19 protein-coding genes are annotated in these 21,035 nt (G+C 62.2%); 13 read left to right on the top strand and 6 right to left on the bottom strand.

Translation table 11 applies throughout. The features are described 5' to 3' along the window. Positions 1–21 precede the first annotated feature (21 nt). Complete coding sequence (locus ACR0DO_RS09495) at positions 22–651, bottom strand: glutathione S-transferase family protein (RefSeq protein WP_480558239.1); 630 nt, start codon at positions 649–651, stop codon at positions 22–24. A 16-nt stretch (positions 652–667) separates the two neighbouring features. Next, a complete protein-coding gene (locus ACR0DO_RS09490; protein ID WP_170672402.1) occupies positions 668–1,165 on the bottom strand; it encodes a class I SAM-dependent methyltransferase in 498 nt (165 codons plus the stop codon). A 233-nt stretch (positions 1,166–1,398) separates the two neighbouring features. Here ACR0DO_RS09490 and ACR0DO_RS09485 point away from each other — a divergent pair, with 233 nt between their 5' ends. Genes ACR0DO_RS09485 through ACR0DO_RS09465 form a run of 5 tightly spaced genes read left to right on the top strand, consistent with a single transcriptional unit; the run spans position 1,399 to position 8,620 of the window. After that, a complete protein-coding gene (locus ACR0DO_RS09485) occupies positions 1,399–3,171 on the top strand; it encodes an ABC transporter ATP-binding protein (protein WP_480558237.1) in 1,773 nt (590 codons plus the stop codon). Further along, positions 3,164–5,074, top strand: a complete 1,911-nt coding sequence (locus tag ACR0DO_RS09480; RefSeq protein ID WP_480558235.1) for an ABC transporter substrate-binding protein — start codon at positions 3,164–3,166, stop codon at positions 5,072–5,074. The genes ACR0DO_RS09485 and ACR0DO_RS09480 overlap by 8 nt, the downstream gene beginning before the upstream one ends. Positions 5,075–5,088: 14 nt before the next feature. After that, on the top strand, positions 5,089–6,117 hold the full coding sequence (locus tag ACR0DO_RS09475; RefSeq protein WP_170332988.1) for an ABC transporter permease: 1,029 nt from the start codon (positions 5,089–5,091) through the stop codon (positions 6,115–6,117). Then, positions 6,114–7,268 (top strand): ABC transporter permease, encoded by a 1,155-nt coding sequence (locus ACR0DO_RS09470; RefSeq protein ID WP_480558233.1) that lies wholly within the window; start codon positions 6,114–6,116, stop codon positions 7,266–7,268. Before ACR0DO_RS09475 ends, ACR0DO_RS09470 begins: the two co-directional genes overlap by 4 nt. Next, the gene (locus ACR0DO_RS09465; RefSeq protein WP_480558231.1) at positions 7,265–8,620 is read left to right on the top strand and encodes a CoA transferase; all 1,356 of its coding nucleotides are present in this window, start codon (positions 7,265–7,267) and stop codon (positions 8,618–8,620) included. Before ACR0DO_RS09470 ends, ACR0DO_RS09465 begins: the two co-directional genes overlap by 4 nt. A gap of 88 nt (positions 8,621–8,708) precedes the next feature. On the opposite strand, the gene ACR0DO_RS09460 is transcribed toward ACR0DO_RS09465, so the two are convergent. Next, complete coding sequence (locus tag ACR0DO_RS09460) at positions 8,709–11,072, bottom strand: mechanosensitive ion channel domain-containing protein (protein WP_480558229.1); 2,364 nt, start codon at positions 11,070–11,072, stop codon at positions 8,709–8,711. Positions 11,073–11,430: 358 nt separating this feature from the next. On the opposite strand from ACR0DO_RS09460, the gene ACR0DO_RS09455 reads away from it, so the two are divergent. From ACR0DO_RS09455 to ACR0DO_RS09425, 7 genes are read left to right on the top strand one after another with little or no spacing between them, the layout of a single operon-like run. Then, positions 11,431–12,645 (top strand): glycosyltransferase family protein, encoded by a 1,215-nt coding sequence (locus ACR0DO_RS09455; protein WP_480558227.1) that lies wholly within the window; start codon positions 11,431–11,433, stop codon positions 12,643–12,645. Next, positions 12,642–13,889 carry a glycosyltransferase family 4 protein gene (locus tag ACR0DO_RS09450; protein ID WP_480558225.1) on the top strand — a complete coding sequence of 416 codons (1,248 nt, stop codon included), beginning with the start codon at positions 12,642–12,644 and terminating at the stop codon, positions 13,887–13,889. The genes ACR0DO_RS09455 and ACR0DO_RS09450 overlap by 4 nt, the downstream gene beginning before the upstream one ends. Then, positions 13,889–14,965: a glycosyltransferase family 4 protein gene (locus tag ACR0DO_RS09445; protein ID WP_480558223.1), complete on the top strand. Its 1,077-nt coding sequence runs from the start codon at positions 13,889–13,891 to the stop codon at positions 14,963–14,965. Before ACR0DO_RS09450 ends, ACR0DO_RS09445 begins: the two co-directional genes overlap by 1 nt. Then, complete coding sequence (locus ACR0DO_RS09440) at positions 14,962–15,546, top strand: histidine phosphatase family protein (RefSeq protein WP_480558221.1); 585 nt, start codon at positions 14,962–14,964, stop codon at positions 15,544–15,546. Before ACR0DO_RS09445 ends, ACR0DO_RS09440 begins: the two co-directional genes overlap by 4 nt. After that, positions 15,543–16,682 carry a glycosyltransferase family protein gene (locus ACR0DO_RS09435; RefSeq protein WP_480558219.1) on the top strand — a complete coding sequence of 380 codons (1,140 nt, stop codon included), beginning with the start codon at positions 15,543–15,545 and terminating at the stop codon, positions 16,680–16,682. Before ACR0DO_RS09440 ends, ACR0DO_RS09435 begins: the two co-directional genes overlap by 4 nt. Beyond that, positions 16,679–17,452, top strand: coding sequence for a polysaccharide deacetylase family protein (locus ACR0DO_RS09430; protein WP_480558217.1), 774 nt, complete (start codon positions 16,679–16,681; stop codon positions 17,450–17,452). The genes ACR0DO_RS09435 and ACR0DO_RS09430 overlap by 4 nt, the downstream gene beginning before the upstream one ends. Further along, positions 17,449–17,925, top strand: a complete 477-nt coding sequence (locus ACR0DO_RS09425; protein WP_170445726.1) for a class I SAM-dependent methyltransferase — start codon at positions 17,449–17,451, stop codon at positions 17,923–17,925. The genes ACR0DO_RS09430 and ACR0DO_RS09425 overlap by 4 nt, the downstream gene beginning before the upstream one ends. Here ACR0DO_RS09425 and ACR0DO_RS09420 read toward each other — a convergent pair whose 3' ends face one another. Further along, positions 17,926–19,065 carry an alpha-D-ribose 1-methylphosphonate 5-triphosphate diphosphatase gene (locus tag ACR0DO_RS09420; protein WP_480558215.1) on the bottom strand — a complete coding sequence of 380 codons (1,140 nt, stop codon included), beginning with the start codon at positions 19,063–19,065 and terminating at the stop codon, positions 17,926–17,928. Between the two features lie 52 nt (positions 19,066–19,117). Between ACR0DO_RS09420 and ACR0DO_RS09415 the strand changes: the two genes are divergently transcribed. Beyond that, positions 19,118–19,801 (top strand): DUF1045 domain-containing protein, encoded by a 684-nt coding sequence (locus ACR0DO_RS09415; RefSeq protein ID WP_480558213.1) that lies wholly within the window; start codon positions 19,118–19,120, stop codon positions 19,799–19,801. On the opposite strand, the gene ACR0DO_RS09410 is transcribed toward ACR0DO_RS09415, so the two are convergent. Both ACR0DO_RS09410 and phnL read right to left on the bottom strand, forming a co-directional pair. Then, entirely contained in the window at positions 19,783–20,331 is a 549-nt protein-coding gene (locus ACR0DO_RS09410) for a phosphonate metabolism protein/1,5-bisphosphokinase (PRPP-forming) PhnN (RefSeq protein ID WP_480558211.1), read from the bottom strand. The two genes, ACR0DO_RS09415 and ACR0DO_RS09410, sit on opposite strands and share 19 nt — an antisense overlap. Then, positions 20,328–21,011, bottom strand: coding sequence for a phosphonate C-P lyase system protein PhnL (gene phnL, locus ACR0DO_RS09405; RefSeq protein WP_480558209.1), 684 nt, complete (start codon positions 21,009–21,011; stop codon positions 20,328–20,330). The genes ACR0DO_RS09410 and phnL overlap by 4 nt, the downstream gene beginning before the upstream one ends. Positions 21,012–21,035 lie beyond the last annotated feature (24 nt).

The following is a 21,035-nucleotide window of genomic DNA, read 5'->3' as shown; positions in this document are numbered from 1 at the left end:
CAGCATCCAGATTTCACCGTTTTAAAGCTGAGCACTGGCCCGTGCGGCAACCGTTTCGAACCACGCCAGCGTGGCCAAGTTTTCCTGTGGAATCCGCTGCTTGATCACTCGGGCGAAGTCTACAAAAACAAAGGCGGTGATATCGGCCAGCGTGAACTCCGGCCCCGCAAGATAGCGGCTGTCCGTCAACCGCGTTTCCAGCAGGTCAAAGAAATGCCCGACCCGCGCCGCGCCGCGTTGCGCCAGTTCGGGGATCTGAGCGTGATTCTCGGGGCCCGGAATCGCGCGGTTGGCAAAGGCGGGATGGGTGTTGCGCAGCGTCTCGGCAATCGGCAAACCGCCCTGTTGTTCAACAATGCTGTTCCACATCAGAACAAGCCCCTTCTCATCCGGGGTTCGTCCCATCAGCGGCGGCGCGGGGTAGCGCGCCTCGAGATAAGCCGCAATGCCAAGGTTCTCGGCCAACACCGTGCCTTCATCGGTGACCAGAACCGGAAGGGTCGCGTTTGGGTTTACCGCCTTGAACGCGTCGCCCAGCTGTTCCCCTTTGGCGATCGAGATATCGCGGGTTTCGATCTGCAGCCCTTTTTCCGCGATGAACATGCGGGCACGGCGCGGGTTCGGGGCGGTGGAGCAATCGTAAAACAGCATGGGACCTCCCCTTGGGTCAGCGGCGATAGATGAAACACCGCCCTTCAACGGCGTCAGGCGGCAAAGGCAGTTCGGTCAGCGTATCGAAATACATCCGGTCGCTGGACACCATCAGCCCGCCTTTGGCCAGCAAGGGCTCGATCAGGGGTGAGACAAAGCGGGCGAAGGCATCGTTCTTTTCCCGGTTATGTCCACCAAGATCAGCGTGGATCAAGCTTGCGGTCGCGCCGAAACGATCCAGCGCGGCTGGCAACGTCTCGCGCACGTCACCCAGAATCACACGATCTTCGGGGGGCGTCGAATCCGGATGCGAGGCCACCGCGCGTTCGAACACATAGACAGGGCGGTTCTGCACGTATTGCACCATGTGGTGATAGGTACGCCCATTGCCCAACCCCAGCTCGAACACCGGCCCCGATATGCCACGCGTTTCGGCAATGGCGAAATCCAGACAGGCGCGTTGCGAGACCATGCGGTCAATGAACAGATCCAATCGGCTTTGATCGTCGGACACGGGGAAATTTCTCCTTGATACCAGTCGACTTGTCAGATGGGGCCGACTGGACGTTTGATGACAAATCCTCAAGACTTTGTGTAGGCAAATTGGTGTAAGTTTCACAATTCCGCGACATTTCACCCCAAGAACGGGTTTGACTAGCCCACACCAACCGCGCGAAACTGCGACAAAAAACACGGGGAGTTGATCAAGCGCATGCCGAGCTACGGCCCACCGGGTGGAACACCCGCATGACGGCGTTGTTGTCCGTCCGCGATCTGAGCATTGGATTTGGCACGGGTGAGCCCGTTGTCAAAGGCGTCAATTTCGATGTCGAAGCCGGGCAGACGCTGGCCCTGGTCGGTGAATCCGGATCGGGCAAAACGATCTCATGCCGGGCGGCGCTGCGGATTTTGCCGCGCACAGCCCAGATACGCAGCGGTACAATTACGCTGAACGATTCCAAGGGCTCCGAAGAGCTGACCCGGATCAGCGAAAAGCAGATGCGCGGTATTCGCGGCAACCGGATTTCGATGATCTTTCAGGAGCCGATGCGATCCCTGTCGCCGCTGCACAAGATCGGCAATCAGGTCAGCGAGGTTCTGTGGCTGCACCGTGGCGCCTCCGAGGCGCAGGCCCGCAAAGAGGTGCTGACCCAGTTCGAGCGCGTGGGCTTTCCCGACCCCCAGCGCGCCTACGATTCCTACCCGTTCGAGTTGTCCGGCGGTATGCGGCAGCGCGCCATGATTGCGATGGCAATGGTGTCCAAGCCGGAATTGCTGATTGCGGATGAGCCGACCACCGCGCTTGACGTCACGACACAGGCGCAGGTGCTGGGCCTGATCAAAGAACTGCAGCGCGAGACTGGCATGGCGCTGATCTTGGTCACCCACGATCTGGGCGTGGTGGCCAATATGGCCGAGCAGGTCGTCGTCATGCACAAGGGCCGCGTGATGGAGGCCGGTGCCGCGGCCCCCATCCTGACTGCGCCCGCGCATCCCTATACGCAGCAGCTGTTCAATGCCGCGCCCGAGATTCCGGACGAGGATTCCGTTGGCATACCCATGCCCGACGAAGACCTGATCCTGCAGATGAAGGGCGTGTCGAAAACCTACACCATGCGCTCCAGCAAGGGCTGGCAGGGCGATAAGCTGATCCATGCCTGTCGCGGTGTCGACCTGAATCTGGCACGCGGCAAGACGCTGGCCATCGTCGGTGAAAGCGGGTCGGGCAAAACCACCGCAGCCCGCATCGCGCTGGGCGCCGAACCGCCCGATCGCGGCGGAGAGGTCTTATTCCGGACCTCACCGGACGCCGATCCGATCACCGTCCACCACATGACCCGCGCCCAGCGCACCGCCTTTCAACGCAAGGCGCAGATGGTGTTTCAAGACCCCTACAGCTCGCTTAGCCCACGGATGCGCATCCAGGACGCCATGACCGAGCCGCTGGAGATACACAACATTGGCACAACGTCGGAACAGCGCGACAAGGCGGCCGAGATGTTGCAGCGGGTCGGTTTGAACTCCGACATGCTGAAACGCTACCCTCATGCCTTTTCCGGCGGTCAGCGCCAGCGCCTGTCCATCGCACGCGCCATGATGCTGGACCCGCAACTCATCGTCTGTGACGAACCGACCTCGGCGCTGGATGTTTCGGTTCAGGAACAGATCCTGACACTGCTTGAGAATCTGCAGGACAGTCTGAACCTGTCCTATTTCTTCATCTCGCACGACCTTGCCGTCGTGGCGCGCATCGCCGACGAGGTTGCCGTGATGCGCCGGGGGCTGGTGGTCGAACAGGCCCCGCCCGAAACGCTTTTCTATAATCCCCGCCACCCCTATACCAAGGCGCTGATTGCCGCTCAGCCAGAACCTGACATCAACCGCCCCATTGACCTGAAACTGGTTGCTTTGGGCGCAGGTTCGCCAGACAGTTGGGATGACGCCTTCCGATTTACCGACTCCGTGATACCTTCACTGGTAGAGATGGAGCCCGGCCATAAGGTAAGATGCCATGTTTAAGACCACTCGCCCCCTGTTTCTGGCTGCCACGCTGGCCGCCGCATGGATGCTGCCCGCCACGGCAGACACCCCCACCCCTGTGGAAGGAGAATTCTGGGCCACCGAAGTAAAGGCCGGGCATCTGCCCCCCATTCAGGACCGCCTTCCGGACGAGCCTTTGGTGGTCGATCTGGCTGCCAAGGGACGTGAGTTCGGGACCCCGGGCGGCACGCTGCGCACCATGGTCACCCGGTCCAAGGACATCCGCCAGATGGTTGTCTATGGCTATGCCCGGTTGGTGGGATTCAACGAGAATTACGAACTGGTGCCGGACCTGCTGGAGTCATACGAAAGCGAAGACAATCGCAAGTTCACGCTGCATCTGCGCGAAGGACATAAATGGTCGGACGGGTCACCCTTCACCGCCGAGGATTTCCGCTATTGGTGGGAGGATGTGGCCAATAACGAGCTTCTCAGCCCCTCAGGCCCGCCGGATTTCCTGATCGTCGAGGGCAAGCTGCCCACCGTGTCCTTTCCCGACGAAACCACCGTTGTTTATGAATGGGAAGACCCTAACCCCGACTTCCTGCAATCGCTGGCGCAGGCACGCCCGCCCTTCATCTACCGGCCCGCCGCGTTTCTGAAAGCATACCACGAACAATATGCAGACACTGAAGAGCTTGCTTTTCTGGTCAGCGATGCCCGTGTCAAAAGCTGGGCGGCACTGCATAACAAGCTGGACAACCTTTACAAATACGACAACCACGAACTGCCGACGCTGCAGCCCTGGCTGAACGCCAGTTCGGGCAAGAAGATTCGGCATAATTTCGTCCGCAACCCCTATTACCACCGCATCGACAGCAACGGCGTTCAGCTGCCCTATATCGACGTGGTCGAGATGGAGATCGTTGCCCCCGGACTGGTTGCCGCCAAGGCCAATGCCGGTGAAGCCGACTTGCAGGGGCGCGGGCTGGCGTTCCGCGATGCCTCGATCCTGAAAAAGGGCGAAGAGGTCGGCAACTACAAGACCCGCCTGTGGAAGACCGGAGTTGCGTCGCAGATTGCGATCTATCCGAACCTGAACTTTGCCGATGACGGCTGGCGCGAGGTGCTGCGCGATGTACGCGTGCGCCGCGCCCTGTCGCTGGCCATCGACCGCAAGACGATCAACCAGGCGCTCTATTTCAAACTGGCGCATCCGGGGGCCATGTCGGTTTTGCCCGCGTCCCCGTTCTATAGCGAGGAAAACGCACAGGCCTGGGCCCAGTTTGATATTGAACAGGCCAACGCCCTGCTGGATGAGGTCGGTCTGACCCAGCGCAACAAGAACGGTATCCGCCTGCTGCCCGATGGCCGTCCGATGGAGCTGATCATCGAAACCGCCGGTGAGCGGCAAGAGGTCGAGAACGCGTTGCAGATCGTCACCGACACCTGGCGCGAGATCGGTATCGATCTGGTGATGCGCCCGCTGGACCGGGACATCCTGCGCAACCGTGTGTTTGCGGGCAACACCATGGCCTCGGTCTGGTTCGGCTGGGATGACGGTATCCCGCAGACCCATACCTCGCCTGCCTATCTGGCACCAACCGATCAGGTGTTTCTGGCCTGGCCCAAATGGGGTCAGTATTACCAGACCGGCGGCGATGTGGGCGAAGCGCCCGACATGCCCGAGGCCGAACGCCTGATGCAATTGGCCCATGATTGGGAGATTGCCACCAACGATGACGAACGTAAGGCGGTCTGGACCGAGATGCTGAACATCCATGCCGACCAGCTATACGCCATCGGCATCCTAAACGGCGCGCCGCAGCCAATCGTGGTTTCGAACCGTCTGCGCAATGTGCCCGAACAGGCCATGTGGGCGTGGGAGCCCGGCGCGCATTTCGGCATTCACCGGCCGGACGAATTCTTCTTCGCCGACTGAGCAGGAGCAGCTAAATGGTCATGCTGCGCTATGCAGTCTATCGCTTTTTCACGATGCTGCTGACGCTGCTGGTGGTGTCGGTTCTGATCTTCGTGATCATCAACCTGCCGCCCGGAGACTACCTCAGCAACCAGATCGCCGAATTGCAGGCATCGGGCCAGTCCGCTGGTGTGGCCAAGGCCGAGTTCCTGCGCACGGAATACGCTCTGGACCGCCCGATTTGGGAGCAATACCTGATCTGGATGGGTTTCTGGCCCGGCCCGCACGGCTTCGAGGGGTTGCTGCAAGGCAACTATGGCTGGTCCTTCGAATTTGACCGCCCCGTGGCCGAGATCGTGGGCGATACGCTGTGGCTGACCGTCGTGGTCAATCTGGCGGCGATCCTGTTTGTCTATGCGGTGGCGCTGCCTCTGGGTGTGATTGCTGCGGCGCGGTCGCGAACGTGGATCGACTACACCTCGGCCTTTGTGGGGTATCTGGGGCTGGCGACGCCGAACTTTCTGCTGGCGCTGATCCTGTTCTACTACGGCCACCGCTATTTCAATCTGCCCATCGGTGGCCTGATGGACCCGGTTTACGAAGGCCTGCCGATGAGCTGGGACAAATTCAAATCCATCCTTGTCCACCTGATCGTTCCGACCTTTGTGATCGGCACGTCGGGCGCCTCAGCGATGATGCAGCGTCTGCGAGCCAATATGCTGGATGAGCTGGGCAAACCTTACGTGGAAACCGCCATCGCCAAGGGCATGGCCCCGTCGCGGATGCTGACGAAATACCCACTGCGCGTGGCGTTCAACCCGTTCGTGGCCGATATCGGCAACCTTCTGCCCTCGATGGTGTCCGGCTCGGTTCTGGTCTCGGTGGTTCTGGGCCTGCAGACCATCGGCCCCACCCTGCTGACGGCGCTGAAAACGCAGGACCAGTTCCTGTCCGCCTTCATCCTGATGTTCGTGGCGCTGCTGACCCTGATCGGCACCATGATCTCTGACATTCTGCTGGTTATGCTTGACCCGCGCATCCGGTACGAGGGGCGTGAAGCATGACCCAACGCCCTGACGACCGATATGTTGACGATGCCCCTTATGACCCGGATGTCGCCCTGCAACAGCTTGAGCGCGCCGATCTGGACGCGCCCAACTGGGTGTTGGTCTGGCGCAAGTTCCGCACCCACAAGCTGGGCCTGATCTCGGGCATTTTCCTGCTGCTGTGCTACCTGATGCTGCCCTTCGCTGGCTTCATCGCGCCTTATGGGCCGAATGAACGCAACGGAGAGCACCTTTATGCCCCGCCGCAAAGCATCAGTTGGTTCTATGAGGGCGAATTCATCGGCCCCCACGTCTATCCGATTGTGGCCGAGGCCGATCTTGAGACATTCCAATGGAAATTTGTCCCCGACCTGGAGGACCCCCGCGCGATTAAGTTCTTCTGTGAAGGGGCTGAATACAAACTCGCCGGTCTGATCAAATCGGACACCCACCTGTTCTGCGCGCCCGAAGGCGCGACGCTGTTCCTGTGGGGTTCGGATCGTCTGGGCCGGGACGTATTCAGCCGCATCCTCTACGGCGCACAACTGTCGCTGACCGTGGGCCTGATCGGCATCACCGTGTCCTTTGTTCTGGGCATCTTCTTCGGCTCGATGGCCGGGTACTTCGGCGGCAGGATCGACTGGGTCATCAACCGCGTGATCGAGGTTCTGCGTTCACTGCCGGAACTGCCCCTGTGGCTGGCCTTGTCCGCAGCGGTGCCGTCGAACTGGAGCCCCGTGGCGGTCTTCTTCATCATCTCGATCATCCTCGGCATCCTCGACTGGCCCGGCCTCGCTCGCTCTGTGCGTGCCAAGTTCCTGTCGCTGCGCGAAGAGGAATACGTGCGCGCGGCCGAGATGATGGGTGCAAGCTCGGGCCGGGTGATCCGCAAGCATCTGTTGCCGAATTTCATGTCGCACCTGATCGCGTCGGCTACCTTGTCGATCCCGGCGATGATCCTTGGGGAAACCGCGCTCAGCTTCCTGGGTCTGGGCCTGCGGGCACCGGCGGTCAGTTGGGGTGTGATGCTGAACGACGCGCAGAACCTCGCTTCGATCGAGATCTACCCGTGGACGGCGATCCCGATGCTGCCAATCATCGTTGTTGTACTGGCCTTCAACTTCCTCGGTGATGGTCTGCGCGACAGTCTGGACCCCTATCAGCAATGAGCCTGTTCTCTGCCCTCCCCGCCGCTGACAGCTATAAGACGACAGGCAAAGGTGCGCGGCCCAGCGCGTTTGCGGTATCGGAACTGGCCACGGCCAGCTTTGCCGCCGTTGGTCAGGAACTGGCGCGCCTTGTGAGCGCATTGAACCTTGCACCCGACGCACCCAAGGTTTCGGTTGATCATCGGCTGGCCTCGCTGTGGTACGGGTTTTCGTTCAAGCCGGACGGGTGGGACATGCCCAGCCTCTGGGATGCCGTGGCGGGGGATTATCAGGCCTTGGACGGCTGGATCAGGCTGCACACCAACCTGCCGCGCCACAAGGCGGCAGCGCTAAAGGTTCTCGGGGTTCAGGGCAATCGAGACGCCGTGGCACAAGCCCTGAAAGAGTGGTCGACCTCTGATCTGGAAACCGCGATTGTGGCCGAGGGCGGCGTTGCCGCCGCCATGCGCAGCCGCGCCGAATGGCTGGACCATCCACAGGGGCGTTCTGTTTCCCGCGACCCGCTGGTCGGCTGGCAGAACCCCAGGCACATCACGCTGCGCGACCGCCCGCAGGCCACGGCCAGCCGCCCCTTGGCAGGCCTGCGTGTTCTGGACCTGACGCGGGTGCTGGCAGGGCCGGTCTCAACCCGAACACTTGCCGGATTTGGCGCCGATGTTCTGCGTATCGACCCGCCCGGATGGGACGAACCCGGCGTCATCCCGGATATTTCTCTGGGCAAGCACTGCGCCTATCTGAACCTGAAATCGCCCGACGGCGTGAAAAAACTGCAGGACCTGCTTGCGCAGGCGGATGTCTTCGTCCACGGCTACCGGCCCGGTGCGCTGGATGCGCTTGGCCTGACCAAGATCAAACGCGATGAGCTGGCGCCAAACCGGGTCGAGGTCACCCTGAACGCCTATGGCTGGCAGGGCCCGTGGTCCACCAGACGCGGCTTTGACAGCCTCGTACAGATGAGCGCAGGGATCGCAGATGCGGGTCGTGCCTGGGCCAAGGCCGACAAGCCGACACCGCTGCCGGTGCAGGCGCTGGATCACGCGACGGGCTACCTGATGGCCGCGGCCGTCTTGTCCGCACTGGCCGAGGCGGCCTCTGGCAATTCCATCATGCTGGCCCAACTGTCACTGGCCCGAACGGCAGAGTTGCTGGCCGCACTGGCCAAAACCGAAGCCGACAGCGACATTACGGGCGCATCGCCCGCCGACTATTCGCAAAAGCCCGAAGAGTCGGGTTGGGGAAAAGGCCACCGCCTGAAACCCGCTTTGACCGTTGGTGCCGCGCAGATGTCCTGCCCGTTGCCCGCCGCGAAACTGGGCACCTCCCAACCGGTCTGGCCATCGCTGCTCACCTGACGCCCCCGCCGCGCGGCACGCGCGGCTTGGCCCAACGCTTTGGGTGGCGTCTCGTCAGAGACGCAATCCAAAGGGGCGGGAGCCGCCCCTAGCGGTCATCGCCTCCGGGGCCGATATCGTCCAGATAGTCCTCGTCTATCGCAGCCTGCACCGCGCCGGTCACCGCTTCACGTTGTTTCGGCGAAAGATCTTCCTGCTCCTTGCCCTCGGCCAGACGCACGGTGACCTCGCGATGCGCAAACTTGATGCCTTCGCGCGCGAACAGTTCCCGGATGTCCTGATACACCTTCTTGCGCACCAACCATTGATCACCGGGCTTGGTCATGAATTTGACCCGGATGATCATCGCGGAATCCTGCATCTCGATCACACCCTGCGATTTCAACGGCTGGATAAAGTTCTCACCGATCACCGGATCGCTCAGCAATTCCTGCCCCAGTTTCTTGATCAGTTTGCGCACTTTCTCGACATCCGTGTCATAGGTCACGCGCAGCGGCAGCTTCATGATCACCCAGTCGCGGGAATAGTTGGTCAGCACCTTGATCTCGCCAAACGGGATCGTGTTAAGCGCGCCCAGATGGTGGCGCAGCTGGAACGACCGGACCGAGATCTTCTCGACCGTGCCCTTCACATCGCCAATATCGATATATTCCCCTTTTCGGAACGCGTCATCCAACAGGAAGAACGCACCCGAAAAGATGTCCCGCACCAGCGTCTGCGAGCCGAAGCCGACGGCCAGACCCACCACGCCGGCGCCCGCAAACAGCGGGCTGACATTGATACCCAGCTCCATCAGCACGATCAGAACGATGGTGACAACGACCACCGCCAGGATCGCGCCGCGAAACAGCGGCAGCAGCGTGGCCAGGCGGCTCTGCCCGCCTTCGCCGCCTTCATCGCCCAATTCCGCCTCTTCGCCGCCATCATCGATCTCCTCGGCGATTTTCGTGTCGATCCAGATGCGGAAAAAGTGGAACAGGATGTAGCCGATGAACAGGATGACCATCACGTCCAAAGCCCGCCCGACCGGCAGGTCCTCGCTCCAGCTGGCTTCGGGGTTCCAGATCACGACCAAAGCATAAAGGCCGACCACAAAGGCCAGAATGCCAGCCACACGACGGGCTAGGTCCTCATAGGTCAGCATGCTGTGCCTGCGGACCTCGGCCTCGATGGTTTCCACCGGTTCGCCGACCTCTTCCGGCGCCTCGTCTTCGGCGTTCATCTCCTCGATCTGGCGGTTGCGGTCGAAGTAACGCTCAAGCAGGTAATTCATCGCCCCATAGGCCACGACCACCGACATGAAGATCGCATAGCTGCTGGCCACGATCGGCAACGAGTTCTCGTTCTCCAGCACCAGATCGACCGCCAGTTTGAACCAGCTGAATACGATGTAAACGATCAGAACAGGCGCCCATGCGAAGGAGATGAAGCGCACGATCCACGACACCTCATCCGGTGCCCGGCCGCCGCGGATGGCGTTGGAAATGGCGCGGGCATTGAACAGGATCATCAGAACATTGCCCAGCGCGCCGAACATGGTCAGGCTGCCATAGACCATGGCATAGACGTTATAGTTGAGCCCGAAATCCGCCACCCAGGTCGCAAACAGCACCACCGAAATGTCATAGGTCGCAAGCGCCGAGGCCCAGAAATACAGCCGTTTCGCATCCCGGTCGGAAAAAGGCGGCAGGCGATATTGGCTCAGGTAAGGCGACAGCACCATGCGCCACAGGTCGGACACCGTGCGCGACAGGAAAAACGCCGTGAAAATCGCCGTGACCGTGAACTGGATCGAGATATCCTCGGCCTCACCAAAGAACAGGTACCCCACGATCAGGGCCATGAGCATCGCAAAGACGGTGGCTCCGATCCCCATGAAGAACCGGAACACCAGAAACGGCATCTTTTCGCGATAACCTTGCGGGTTTTCCTTGGACCGCGCCACAACCAGCTTTTTGGCCATGCGCTTGCCGTAAATCTCGGTGGACAGCCAGCGCCCCAGCAGCAAGAGCAGAATATTCAACAGCAGGACCTCGACATAGGTCTGAATGCGGCCGTCGGGGCTGGTCTGGCGCAGGATGTACTGCACTTCGAAGATCGAATAGGGTAACGCCTGCAGGCGCGATTCCATGGACTCGCGGAATTTCGAGAACCTCTCCTGCGCCTTCATCAACTGCGAGCCTTCGGCCATCGGATCATGGGGTTCATCCGCTGCGGCGCCGGCATCGCCTGAGGACACAACCTGCCCCGCGCTGTCGATTACGATCACGCTGGCGCCGGCCTCGGTCGCGGCGCGTATCGCAGCGGCCAGATCGCCCTCGGTGCTTGTGTCGGCCCCGGAACCCGAATTGTATCCCGGGATCAAAGACGTCTGCGCCGCCGCTCCGGTGACAAAGGCCGCTGCAAATGCCCAGATCAGCAGGACCATTCCAGCAAGAAGTTTGAGTTTCATCGAGTTATTCGCCCAATCCGAGTGATGCACCACAGGTTACCGAAGCTCCTGAGTGTATTCAAATATTCAGCCTTTCTCTTCCCAAGATCGTGTCATTTCGTGTTCCCGCTGCAATGCTGGCGACTTGGGTGTTTGCAACCTTGAAAAAACTGAATATGACCAAGCTGGTAAACCGGAAGGAATGGCGGCATCAGGGCTTGGATAGGTCCGCAAAGCCAAAAGCGCCGAATGTTGCCATTTCGCAATGCTTGTCGAATTTGCACAATCTCGTCACCCCCTTTGGCAAGCGGCCGCAAAGAATATACGGTAACGGGTGTAAACGCGCGGATTTGCACCGAGAAACACGACAGGCGAAGGCATGAGCCTAGGAATACAAAACGACACCACCGGCCGGGCGCCGCGCATCCTTTTCTACAGCCACGATACATTCGGATTGGGGCATCTGCGCAGGTCGCGCGCCTTGGCCGCGGCCATCACGCAGGCCAACCCTCAGGCGTCCGCTCTGATCCTGACCGGGTCCCCGGTGGCCGGTCGTTTCACCTTTCCACGCCGGGTCGACCATGTACGCTTGCCGGGCGTGACCAAACGCGCCGACGGGTCCTATGCGGCCCGGACAATCGGCATGGGGATCGAAGAAGTGACCGAGCTGCGTGCGGGCCTGATTCAAACTGCCGTACAGCAATTCGAGCCCGACATGCTGGTCGTTGATAAGGAACCCACCGGCTTTCGCGGCGAGCTTTTGCCAACGCTGGAAAGCCTGCTGCATTCACAGCGTACCAAGCTGGTTCTGGGTCTGCGCGACGTGCTGGACGAGCCCGAGGTTCTGGCCGCCGAATGGGAGCGCAAAGAGGCCTTGGCCGCGACCGAGCGTTTTTATGACGAAATCTGGGTCTATGGGCTGCGCTCGATCTATGACCCGACGCAGGGCCTGCCGCTCAGCCACGCGGCGCAGTCGCGCATTCACTGGACGGGCTACCTGCGCCGCGATCTCGGCCCCGTCGGAGAGCCGCCCGAACAACCCTATATCCTGATCACGCCGGGTGGCGGCGGTGACGGCAAGGCGATGGTGAACCTTGTCCTTTCGGCCTATGAAAAAGACCCGACCCTGTCGCCGCGCGCAGTGCTGGTCTATGGCCCCTTCCTGTCGGGCGAGCTGCGCGAAGACTTCGAGACCCGCGTTGCCGCGCTGAACGGGCGGGTGACCGCCGTTGGCTTTGAATCCCAGATCGAAACGCTGTTCGCCGGGGCTGCTGGGGTGGTCTGCATGGGCGGCTACAACACGTTCTGCGAAGTGCTCTCGTTCGACAAACGTGCCGTCATCGTGCCCCGTACGACACCGCGGCTGGAACAGTGGATACGTGCCTCGCGCGCCGAAGGTCTGGGCCTTGTCCGGATGTTGGACGAAACCCGCGACGGTCTGACACCCGATGCGATGATACAGGCGATCCGCAGCCTGCCCAACCTGCCCCTGCCATCGCAGGCGATCCAAAGCGGTCTGCTGGACGGGCTGGACTATGTCACCGACCGGGTCGACGCTCTGCTGAGCAGGGAACAGGAACGGGCCACCGGATGACAACGCCCCAGCCGAAACTGGCGGTGCTGGTCAAGGGATGGCCGCGCCTGTCCGAGACGTTCATCGCGCAGGAACTCGTCGCCCTGCAAGAGGCCGGGCACAGCTTTGACATCTGGTCGCTGCGCCACCCGACCGATGTAAAACGGCATCCGCTGCATGACCGGTTCCGGGGCCAGGTGCGGTATCTGCCCGAATACCTGTACGAAGAACCCCAGCGCGTCTGGGCCGCGCGTCGGGTGGCGCAGGCTCTGCCCGGATATGCCGAGGCTTACCAGGTCTGGCGCGCCGATCTGCGCCGTGATCCGACCCATAACCGCATCCGCCGCTTTGGTCAGGCCTGTGTTCTGGCCGCTGAGTTACCCGAGGCGACGCGGGTGATGTACGCCCATTTCATGCACACCCCCTCTTCGGTCGCGCGCTACGCCGCCATCATGCGCGGCCTGCCGTGGAGCTTTTCGGCCCATGCCAAGGACATCTGGACCTCACCCGATTGGGAAAAGGCCGAGAAATTGCAGGCACAGACCCATGGCGCGGCTTTTGGCGCGACTTGCACCGCCATCGGGGCAGACCACCTGCGCAGTCTGGCCGATGATCCGGCGCGGGTTGACCTGATCTATCACGGGCTGGACCTGGCCCGTTTTCCCGCGCCGCCGGACCGCGACCAGCGCAGCCCGGACGCGCCGTTTCACATGCTGTCTGTGGGTCGTTTGGTCGAGAAAAAAGGCTTTGACCGCCTGATCGACGCCTTCGCCATGCTGCCGGATAGGCTGGACTGGCACTGGACCCACATCGGCGGCGGCACACTCGGCGACACCCTGCGCGCTCAGGCCGAGGCTGCCGGCGTATCGCATCGGGTCACATGGAAAGGCGCCTGCGACCAGCCCGAGGTAATTGCGGCGATGCGCGCGTCCGACCTGTTCGTGTTGCCCAGCCGGATTGCCGCTGACGGGGATCGCGACGGGCTACCGAACGTACTGATGGAGGCCGCGTCGCAACTGTTGCCGATCCTGTCGACGCCAGTGTCGGCCATTCCCGAGTTTATCGAAACAGGCATCCACGGCGTCTTGTCCAACGACGATCCCGCTGCGCTGGCCTCGGCCATCGCCAACATGGCCTCGGCGCCCGAGCATACCGCGTCGATGGCCAATGCCGCCTATGACCGGCTGATCGCCGAGTTCCGCATGGACCCCGGCATCGCCCGTCTGTCCGAACGGCTGCGCGCCCTGGGTGCGGACACGGTCTGATGGCAAGGATCGCCTTTTACACGCCCATGAAAACGCCCGACAGCCCGGTGCCGTCGGGTGATCGTGAGATGGCGCGCAACCTGATGCAAGCGATCGGGGCACAAGGGGATATGGTCGAGCTGGCCTCGCGGCTGCGCATCCATGACAAATCCGGGGACGCGCAGCTACAAGCTGCCTTGCGCACCGACGCCGACTCCGAGGTTCAACGTTTGATCGACGACCTGCCATCGGACACGGCGCTGTGGGTGACCTATCACAACTACTACAAAGCACCGGACCTGCTGGGCCCACGCGTGTGCAAGGCGCGGAATATCCCTTACGTCCAGTTGGAAAGCACCCGCGCAACCAGCCGCCTGAATGGCCCCTGGGCCGGGTTTGCGAAGGCCGCGCATGACGCCTGCGACGCGGCGCAGGTGATCTTCTACCACACCGCCAACGATCTGATCACGCTGGAACGGGAACGGTACGGGGAACAGCACCTTGTGGAACTGCCCCCTTTCCTGCCCCTGTCGGACCTGCCACCCGCCTCAACCTGCGATGGCCCGATGCTGACGGTGGGCATGATGCGCCACGGCGACAAGCTGGCCTCCTATACCCTCCTTGCGCAGACGCTTGCGCTCCTGCCCGGTGACTGGGTCCTGAACATCGCGGGCGACGGACCCGCCCGATCCGAGGTTGAGGCGCTGATGGCCCCGTTCGGCCCAAAGGTCCGGTTTCTGGGGCAATGCGATCGCGACGCCCTGCAAGCGCTTTATGCGCAGGCTTCCGTCCTGGTCTGGCCCGGCGTCAACGAAGCCTATGGCATGATCTATCTTGAGGCGCAGGCCAGCGGCGTTCCGGTCGTCGCACAGAACCGGCCCGGTGTGCGGGATGTGCTGACCCCGTCCGAGTACCCTTCGGTTGAGGCAGGGCCAGAGGGGCTGGTCGCACGGCTGCGCAGTTTGCTGGATGACCGGAACCTCCGCCTGTCACTGGGGTCCGAGGCCCGCGCGCGGATGGTCGAACGCCACCTGATGCCGACAGCCACCAGCCGGTTTTGGCAGGCCGTTCGCCCGTTGCTGGAGGCCACCCGATGACCCGGCTGGCCTTATTGCGACACGGACATACACATTGGAACCGCGCTGGCCGCATTCAGGGTCGCAGTGACATCCCGCTGGATGATGAGGCCCGGGCCGAACTGGCATCCACGCGCCTGCCTGCAGAATGGGACGGCGCGGTGCTCTGGTCCAGCCCGTTGCGGCGGGCCAGTGAAACCGCCCGTCTGGTGGCCGGGCGCGAGCCACAAACCTCGGACGCGCTGACCGAGATGAACTGGGGCGAATGGGAGGGTCTGCGCGGGGTAGATCTGATTGCCGACCCCAACAGCGGCTATCGCCACATAGAGGACTGGGGATGGGAGTACCGCCCGCCGAAAGGCGAAACCCCGGCCCAAGTGTGGAAGCGACTGCAGCCCTGGCTGGACGGGTTGACGGGCGACACGGTTGCGGTCTGCCATATCGGCATCATGCGGGTTATCCTGGCCCGCGCCTGGGGTTGGGATTTTGACGGCCCCGCGCCCTTTAAGATCAAGCGCAACCGCCTGTATGTCGTTGACATGTCGAACATGACGCCCCTGCCCGATCCCATTCGCCTGATCAGACCCGAGGTTTCCTCATGAAGATCATGATCGTCGTCACGCACCTGTTGGGCACCGGGCATCTGAGCCGCGCTCTGACGCTGGGCCGGGCCTTTTTGCGCGCGGGGCATCAGACTTTTGTCGTCTCGGGCGGGATGCCTGCGCCGCAGCTGGACAGTTCCGGCATGACCCTACTGGGGCTGCCACCGCTTCGTTCGGATGGCACCGATTTCACCCGGTTGCTGACCCAAAGTGGTGACGTTGCGGACCCGGCCTATCTGGCAGCCCGCGAATCCGCACTGGTCGAAGCCGTTCGGAGTTTTGCGCCGGATATTCTGATCACCGAGCTGTTCCCCTTTGGCCGCCGATCATTGGCCGCCGAGTTCACCGCAGCGCTGAAGACAGCCCACGCCCTGCCGCGCCGCCCGGTAGTTCTGGGGTCGGTCAGGGACATTCTCGCGCCGCCTTCGAAACCGTCGAAAGCGGAACGTGCGGAAGAGATCGTGTACGAGCACTATGACGGCATCCTTGTCCATTCTGACCCCGGCGTTGTTCCGCTGGAGGTCAGCTGGCCAGTGACCGACCGGCTGCGCGAGCGGTTGTTCTATACCGGCTTTGTCGCCCCCGCGGCACCTGCGCCGCACCCCGATACCCTGGGCAAAGATGAGATTCTGGTCAGCGCTGGCGGTGGATCGGTGGGCCAGCCGATCTTTCGCGCGGCCATCGAGGCCGCCCGAAAGATGCCCAACAGGCGCTGGCGCCTGTTGGTGGGCGGGCAGGACGCACCCGCGCGCATTGAACAATTGCAACAGTTGGTTGGCGATGCTCGGGTGACCATAGAACCGGTGCGCCCCGATTTCCGGCAGATGCTGCCCCTAGCTGCGGCTTCGGTCAGCATGTGCGGCTACAACACCGCGCTGGATATCCTGCAATCGGGGACGCCTGCCGTGTTTGTGCCGTTCGACGATGGCAAGGAGGTTGAGCAGGGCCTGCGCGGTCAGAGCCTCTCGGACCTGCCCGCCATCGAGGTGTTGCCCAGCAAGAAGCTTGAGGGTGCAGCTTTGGCGCAGGCTGTTGCGGCGGTCATATCCGAGGGCCCCCGCCCGGTTTCCGCCGACGGCTTTGACGGGGCCGCCAGATCGGTTGAGATCGCATGTTCCTTGAGGGGGCAGGCATGACCATAGACTGGCGCCCTTTGGAAACCGAGTTGGACATCTGGCAGACGCAGGGTCTGACCCTGCCCTTGTGGTGGCGGGACGATGATGCGGTATCAGTGACGCCGCAGCTTGAGACACTGTCAGCGCTGTCCAAGTCGCTCGACCTGCCCGTTCACCTTGCGATCATCCCCCGCGATGCCGATGTCGGATTGGTCAAATATGTCGGGGACAACGCGACGCTGGTCCCGGTTGTGCACGGCTGGGCGCATAAAAACCACGCGCCGCCAGAGGAAAAGAAGTCCGAATTCCGGTTACACAGGCCGATGCCGGATATCGTTGCCGATGCGCGGGCGGGGTTCGAACGGTTGCACGCGCTGTTCGGAGACAGGCTGTGTCCGATCTTCGTCCCTCCGTGGAACCGGATCGCGCTCGAAGTTGTGCGCGAATTGCCGAGTCTGGGTTACCACGTTGTCTCGACTGCTACGCCGCGCAAGGCGAGATTGCCCGCGCCCGGGCTGGAGCAGATCAACACCCATCTGGACCCGATCGACTGGCGGGGGACGCGAGGGCTGGTTGCGCCGGACATGTTGATCGCCCAAACAACAGACCTTTTGCGAGACCGGCGCCAAGTGCGAGCCGACAACACCGAACCTTTTGGCGTTTTGACCCACCATCTGGTCCATGATCCCGACATCTGGACCTTTACCGAAGGCCTGCTGCGCAGGCTTCTGGACGGCCCCGGCTTTGCCTGGGCCTTGCCTGCCAACGCTTCAACCGGAGACCCCAAATGAGCCGACTGGATTCCATGCTGCGCCGCCTGACCGCGCAACGCGACGGGCTGAACTGGGCCGTCGCTCAGATCAGCGAGATGGAGGGCGACGTTCTGGACATGGGGCTGGGCAATGGCCGCACCTATGATCACCTGCGGGAGATTCTGCCAAAACGGCGCATCTGGGTGATGGACAGGGTGCTGCAGTGCCACCCCTCCAGCACCCCTCCGGCCGAGGATTTTTTGCAGGGTGAGGCAGAGCCCATGCTGGAGAAACTGGCCGCTGGCGGGGCCAGGATCGCGCTGGCGCATTACGATTTCGGTCGCGGCATCAAGGAAGAGGACGTTGCCGAAGCGGCACGCCTCAGCCCTCTGATCGCGCAGGTGATGCGGCCCGGCGGATTGCTGATTTCAGGACAACCTCTGGTGGGTTTCGAACAGATCAGCGGCCCGGACACCATCGCGCCGGACCGTTACCTTTTCTACCGCGCCTGATCAGGCCACACGCCGCCCGCGTGACCAGACACCGTTCAACGCGGGCGCGCCTTCACGCATGCGAAAGCGGATGATGTCGGCGCGCGCGCCTTGGCGTAGCTCGCCGCGATCTTCCAGCCCGACAACGCGCGCGGGGCTCTGGGTCACCGTCCGCAGACCGCGCGCCATGTCGCCCCATCTCTCACCCAGACGTGTCGCCGACAACAGCAGCGCGGCCGGAACATAGTCCGAGGACAGAATGTCGAGATGGCCCAGATCGGCCAGCTCATGCGCGGCCACGTTGCCGGAATGCGAGCCGCCCCGGATCACGTTGGGTGCCCCCATCATCACTTTGATGCCGCGGTCATGGCAGGCCCGGGCAGCCTCGACCGTGGTGGGGAATTCGGCCAGATGAATACCGTGACCGGCGGACACGGCCACCTGTTCCTGCGTGGTATCATCATGGCTGGCCAGCATCGCACCAAAGCGCCGGGCAGCCTTGACCGTTTCAACCTCATGCCGGTCACCATACCGATCCCGCAGCGCCTTGAGCTGCGCGACATGCTGCAGAAAGTCGTCGTCGGTCATGCCGTGCTTGCCCTTCATGTAGGCTTCAAGCTGTGACATATTCCGAAATTGCCGCTGTCCCGGCGTGTGGTCCATCAAAGACACCAGCCCGACGCGATCTTCGGGCCCGAACTCATCCAATTCGGCCACCAGCGTTTCCGAACACACCTCGGCCCGCAGGTGCAGAAAATGGCTGATCTTCAGCGCATCCTGTTCGCGCAACTGCCACAACTCTCGCGACAGTTCGCGGGCATATTTCTTGTAGCGGTTGCCGCTGGGGATCGAACCGATGCGCATCGCGTCGAAGACCGTCGTGATCCCGGTGCTGGCCAGTTCAGCATCATGGGCTAGGATCGCCGCCGCATGAGGCCAGTCGACCTTGGGGCGCGGCTGGATGTGACGCTCAAGATTGTCCGTATGCAGTTCGACCAATCCGGGGCTGACGTAATCACCACCACAATCCACTGCGCCTGTCGGAATCGCGGCACCCGTGGCGACCTCGGCTATGGTTTCGCCCATAATCCGCACACTGCCGGTTACGGTCTCATCCGGCAGGACCAGCGTGGCATTGGCAAGGATCATTTCTTCTGTCATCTGAACTTCACACGGTCTGAGCTATTGAGAAGGCCACGCATAGGAGGCCAATGTGACATTCACGCGATACGCGATCTATTTTGCACCACCGGCCGAGGCTGAATGGACGAAATTCGCCACCAGTTGGCTGGGCTGGGACATGGAAATGGGTGAAGGCGTCGCGCATCCGGTGGTCGATGGCGTGGATATTGCGGCCGTTAGCGAGGTGCCGCGCAAATACGGGCTGCACGCGACGATGAAACCGCCCTTCCGCCTGCGTGACGGGCAGTCGGTGAATGCGCTGGCCGAGGCCTGCGCGCGACTGGCGCAGACGCAGCCTCCGGTCACGTTGGGCGGGTTGGAAATTGCCCGCCTCGGACGGTTTCTGGCCCTGCGCCCGCTGGGGGATGAGGCCGCGCTGAACACGCTGGCCGCCGCCTGCGTGCGCGATCTGGACAGTTTCCGCGCGCCCGCGTCTGAGGCCGAACTGGAGCGCCGCCGCACCGCTGGCCTGTCGCCCGAGCAGGACGCCAACCTGGTTCAATGGGGCTACCCGTATGTGATGGAGGCCTTCCGCTTTCATATCACCCTCAGCGGCAAGCTGAACAAGCCGACGCTGACAACAGTTCACGACGTCCTGCATTCGCAGCTTGCGCCCCTGCTGCCCACCCCGTTCCGGATCACCGACCTGGCCCTTGTGGGCGAGGCCAAAGACGGACGTTTTCACCTGATCCATCGCTATGCCCTTTCCGGCTGAAGCTGGGACAAGATGGCGGAAACCGTCGCTTCCAGTGCCCCCGAATTGTCAATCTCGATGACCCGAGACAGCCCCTCTGGCAAAGGTTTCGTTGCACGAACCAGCCGCCGCGCTTGTTCACGGGCGCATTCACGGGCCCTCGCAGACAGACGGTGTGCCAGAACCTCGGGGTCGGCGGTCAGAGAGATCACGATCAGATCGCCGAAAACCTCTTGCGCCTGCAACAGGACCGAACGGGACAGGTTGACCAGAACCGCGTCCGGCTGGTGCCGCAGATCCTCAATCCCCTTGGGCACCCCGTAGAACAAGCCATGCGCGGGCCAGTGCAGGACAAAGGCACCCTCGGCCACCATCTGCTGAAAGACCTGCCCGGACACACGGTCGAAATCCTCGCCCTCTTCGCCTTCGGGGCGGGTGATCACCCGGCGCGTCCGAACAAAACCCGGAGCACGGGCCTCCAGCGCCGCCATCACGCTATCCTTGCCAACACCCGAGGGGCCAACAACAGCTATGACCGGCGCAAGGCTCATGCGACCGCTCCGGCGGTGAAATCCGAGACGTTGATCTCACGATCACAAACTCGATCGCGCGCACCGACATCGTGGAAAATGCCTACGATCGCCGCGCCGCGCGCCTTGGCTTCTTCGATCAGCGACAGAACCGTTTCCCGGTTCTGCACATCCAGCGAGGCCGTAGGTTCGTCCAGCAACATAGCAGGATAGTCATGCACAAATCCCCGGGCGATGTTGACCCGCTGCTGCTCGCCACCGGAAAAGGTTGTCGGGCTCAGCGACCACAGATTTTCAGGAATGTTCAGCCGCTCCAGCAACGTCGCCGCCTTGTCCCGCGCCACCTGACGGTCGCACCCGACGGCCAACAGCGGTTCGGCCACCACATCCAGCGTCGGCACACGCGGCACTACACGCAGGAACTGGCTGACATAACCCAACGTCTCACGGCGCAACCTCAGAATCTCGCGCGGCTCGGCCCGGGCCACATCCAGACCACCGACCAGAACCTGCCCCGAGGCTGCCAGATAATTCCCGTAGATCACCCGCATCAGGGTCGACTTGCCCGCCCCCGACGCACCCGTAAGCGCGACACATTCACCGGGCACAACCTTCAACGCGGCGCCTTCCATCACCGGGATCACTGCACCACCCTGATTATGCAGAGTAAAGCTCTTGCTGACGTCCTTAAGCTCAATCATCGCACTTCATCTTTTCCCAAATAC

It is taken from the genome of Ruegeria sp. AM9 (assembly GCF_056540565.1).
This window is presented reverse-complemented; position numbering and strand designations above follow the sequence as displayed.

Coding starts and splice junctions, on each gene's coding strand:
- ACR0DO_RS09495 (WP_480558239.1), bottom strand. CDS start 651: ATGCTGTTTTACGATTGCTCCACCGCCCCGAACCCGCGCCGTGCCCGC.
- ACR0DO_RS09485 (WP_480558237.1), top strand. CDS start 1,399: ATGACGGCGTTGTTGTCCGTCCGCGATCTGAGCATTGGATTTGGCACG.
- ACR0DO_RS09480 (WP_480558235.1), top strand. CDS start 3,164: ATGTTTAAGACCACTCGCCCCCTGTTTCTGGCTGCCACGCTGGCCGCC.
- ACR0DO_RS09475 (WP_170332988.1), top strand. CDS start 5,089: ATGGTCATGCTGCGCTATGCAGTCTATCGCTTTTTCACGATGCTGCTG.
- ACR0DO_RS09470 (WP_480558233.1), top strand. CDS start 6,114: ATGACCCAACGCCCTGACGACCGATATGTTGACGATGCCCCTTATGAC.
- ACR0DO_RS09465 (WP_480558231.1), top strand. CDS start 7,265: ATGAGCCTGTTCTCTGCCCTCCCCGCCGCTGACAGCTATAAGACGACA.
- ACR0DO_RS09460 (WP_480558229.1), bottom strand. CDS start 11,072: ATGAAACTCAAACTTCTTGCTGGAATGGTCCTGCTGATCTGGGCATTT.
- ACR0DO_RS09455 (WP_480558227.1), top strand. CDS start 11,431: ATGAGCCTAGGAATACAAAACGACACCACCGGCCGGGCGCCGCGCATC.
- ACR0DO_RS09450 (WP_480558225.1), top strand. CDS start 12,642: ATGACAACGCCCCAGCCGAAACTGGCGGTGCTGGTCAAGGGATGGCCG.
- ACR0DO_RS09445 (WP_480558223.1), top strand. CDS start 13,889: ATGGCAAGGATCGCCTTTTACACGCCCATGAAAACGCCCGACAGCCCG.
- ACR0DO_RS09440 (WP_480558221.1), top strand. CDS start 14,962: ATGACCCGGCTGGCCTTATTGCGACACGGACATACACATTGGAACCGC.
- ACR0DO_RS09435 (WP_480558219.1), top strand. CDS start 15,543: ATGAAGATCATGATCGTCGTCACGCACCTGTTGGGCACCGGGCATCTG.
- ACR0DO_RS09430 (WP_480558217.1), top strand. CDS start 16,679: ATGACCATAGACTGGCGCCCTTTGGAAACCGAGTTGGACATCTGGCAG.
- ACR0DO_RS09425 (WP_170445726.1), top strand. CDS start 17,449: ATGAGCCGACTGGATTCCATGCTGCGCCGCCTGACCGCGCAACGCGAC.
- ACR0DO_RS09420 (WP_480558215.1), bottom strand. CDS start 19,065: ATGACAGAAGAAATGATCCTTGCCAATGCCACGCTGGTCCTGCCGGAT.
- ACR0DO_RS09410 (WP_480558211.1), bottom strand. CDS start 20,331: ATGAGCCTTGCGCCGGTCATAGCTGTTGTTGGCCCCTCGGGTGTTGGC.
- phnL (WP_480558209.1), bottom strand. CDS start 21,011: ATGATTGAGCTTAAGGACGTCAGCAAGAGCTTTACTCTGCATAATCAG.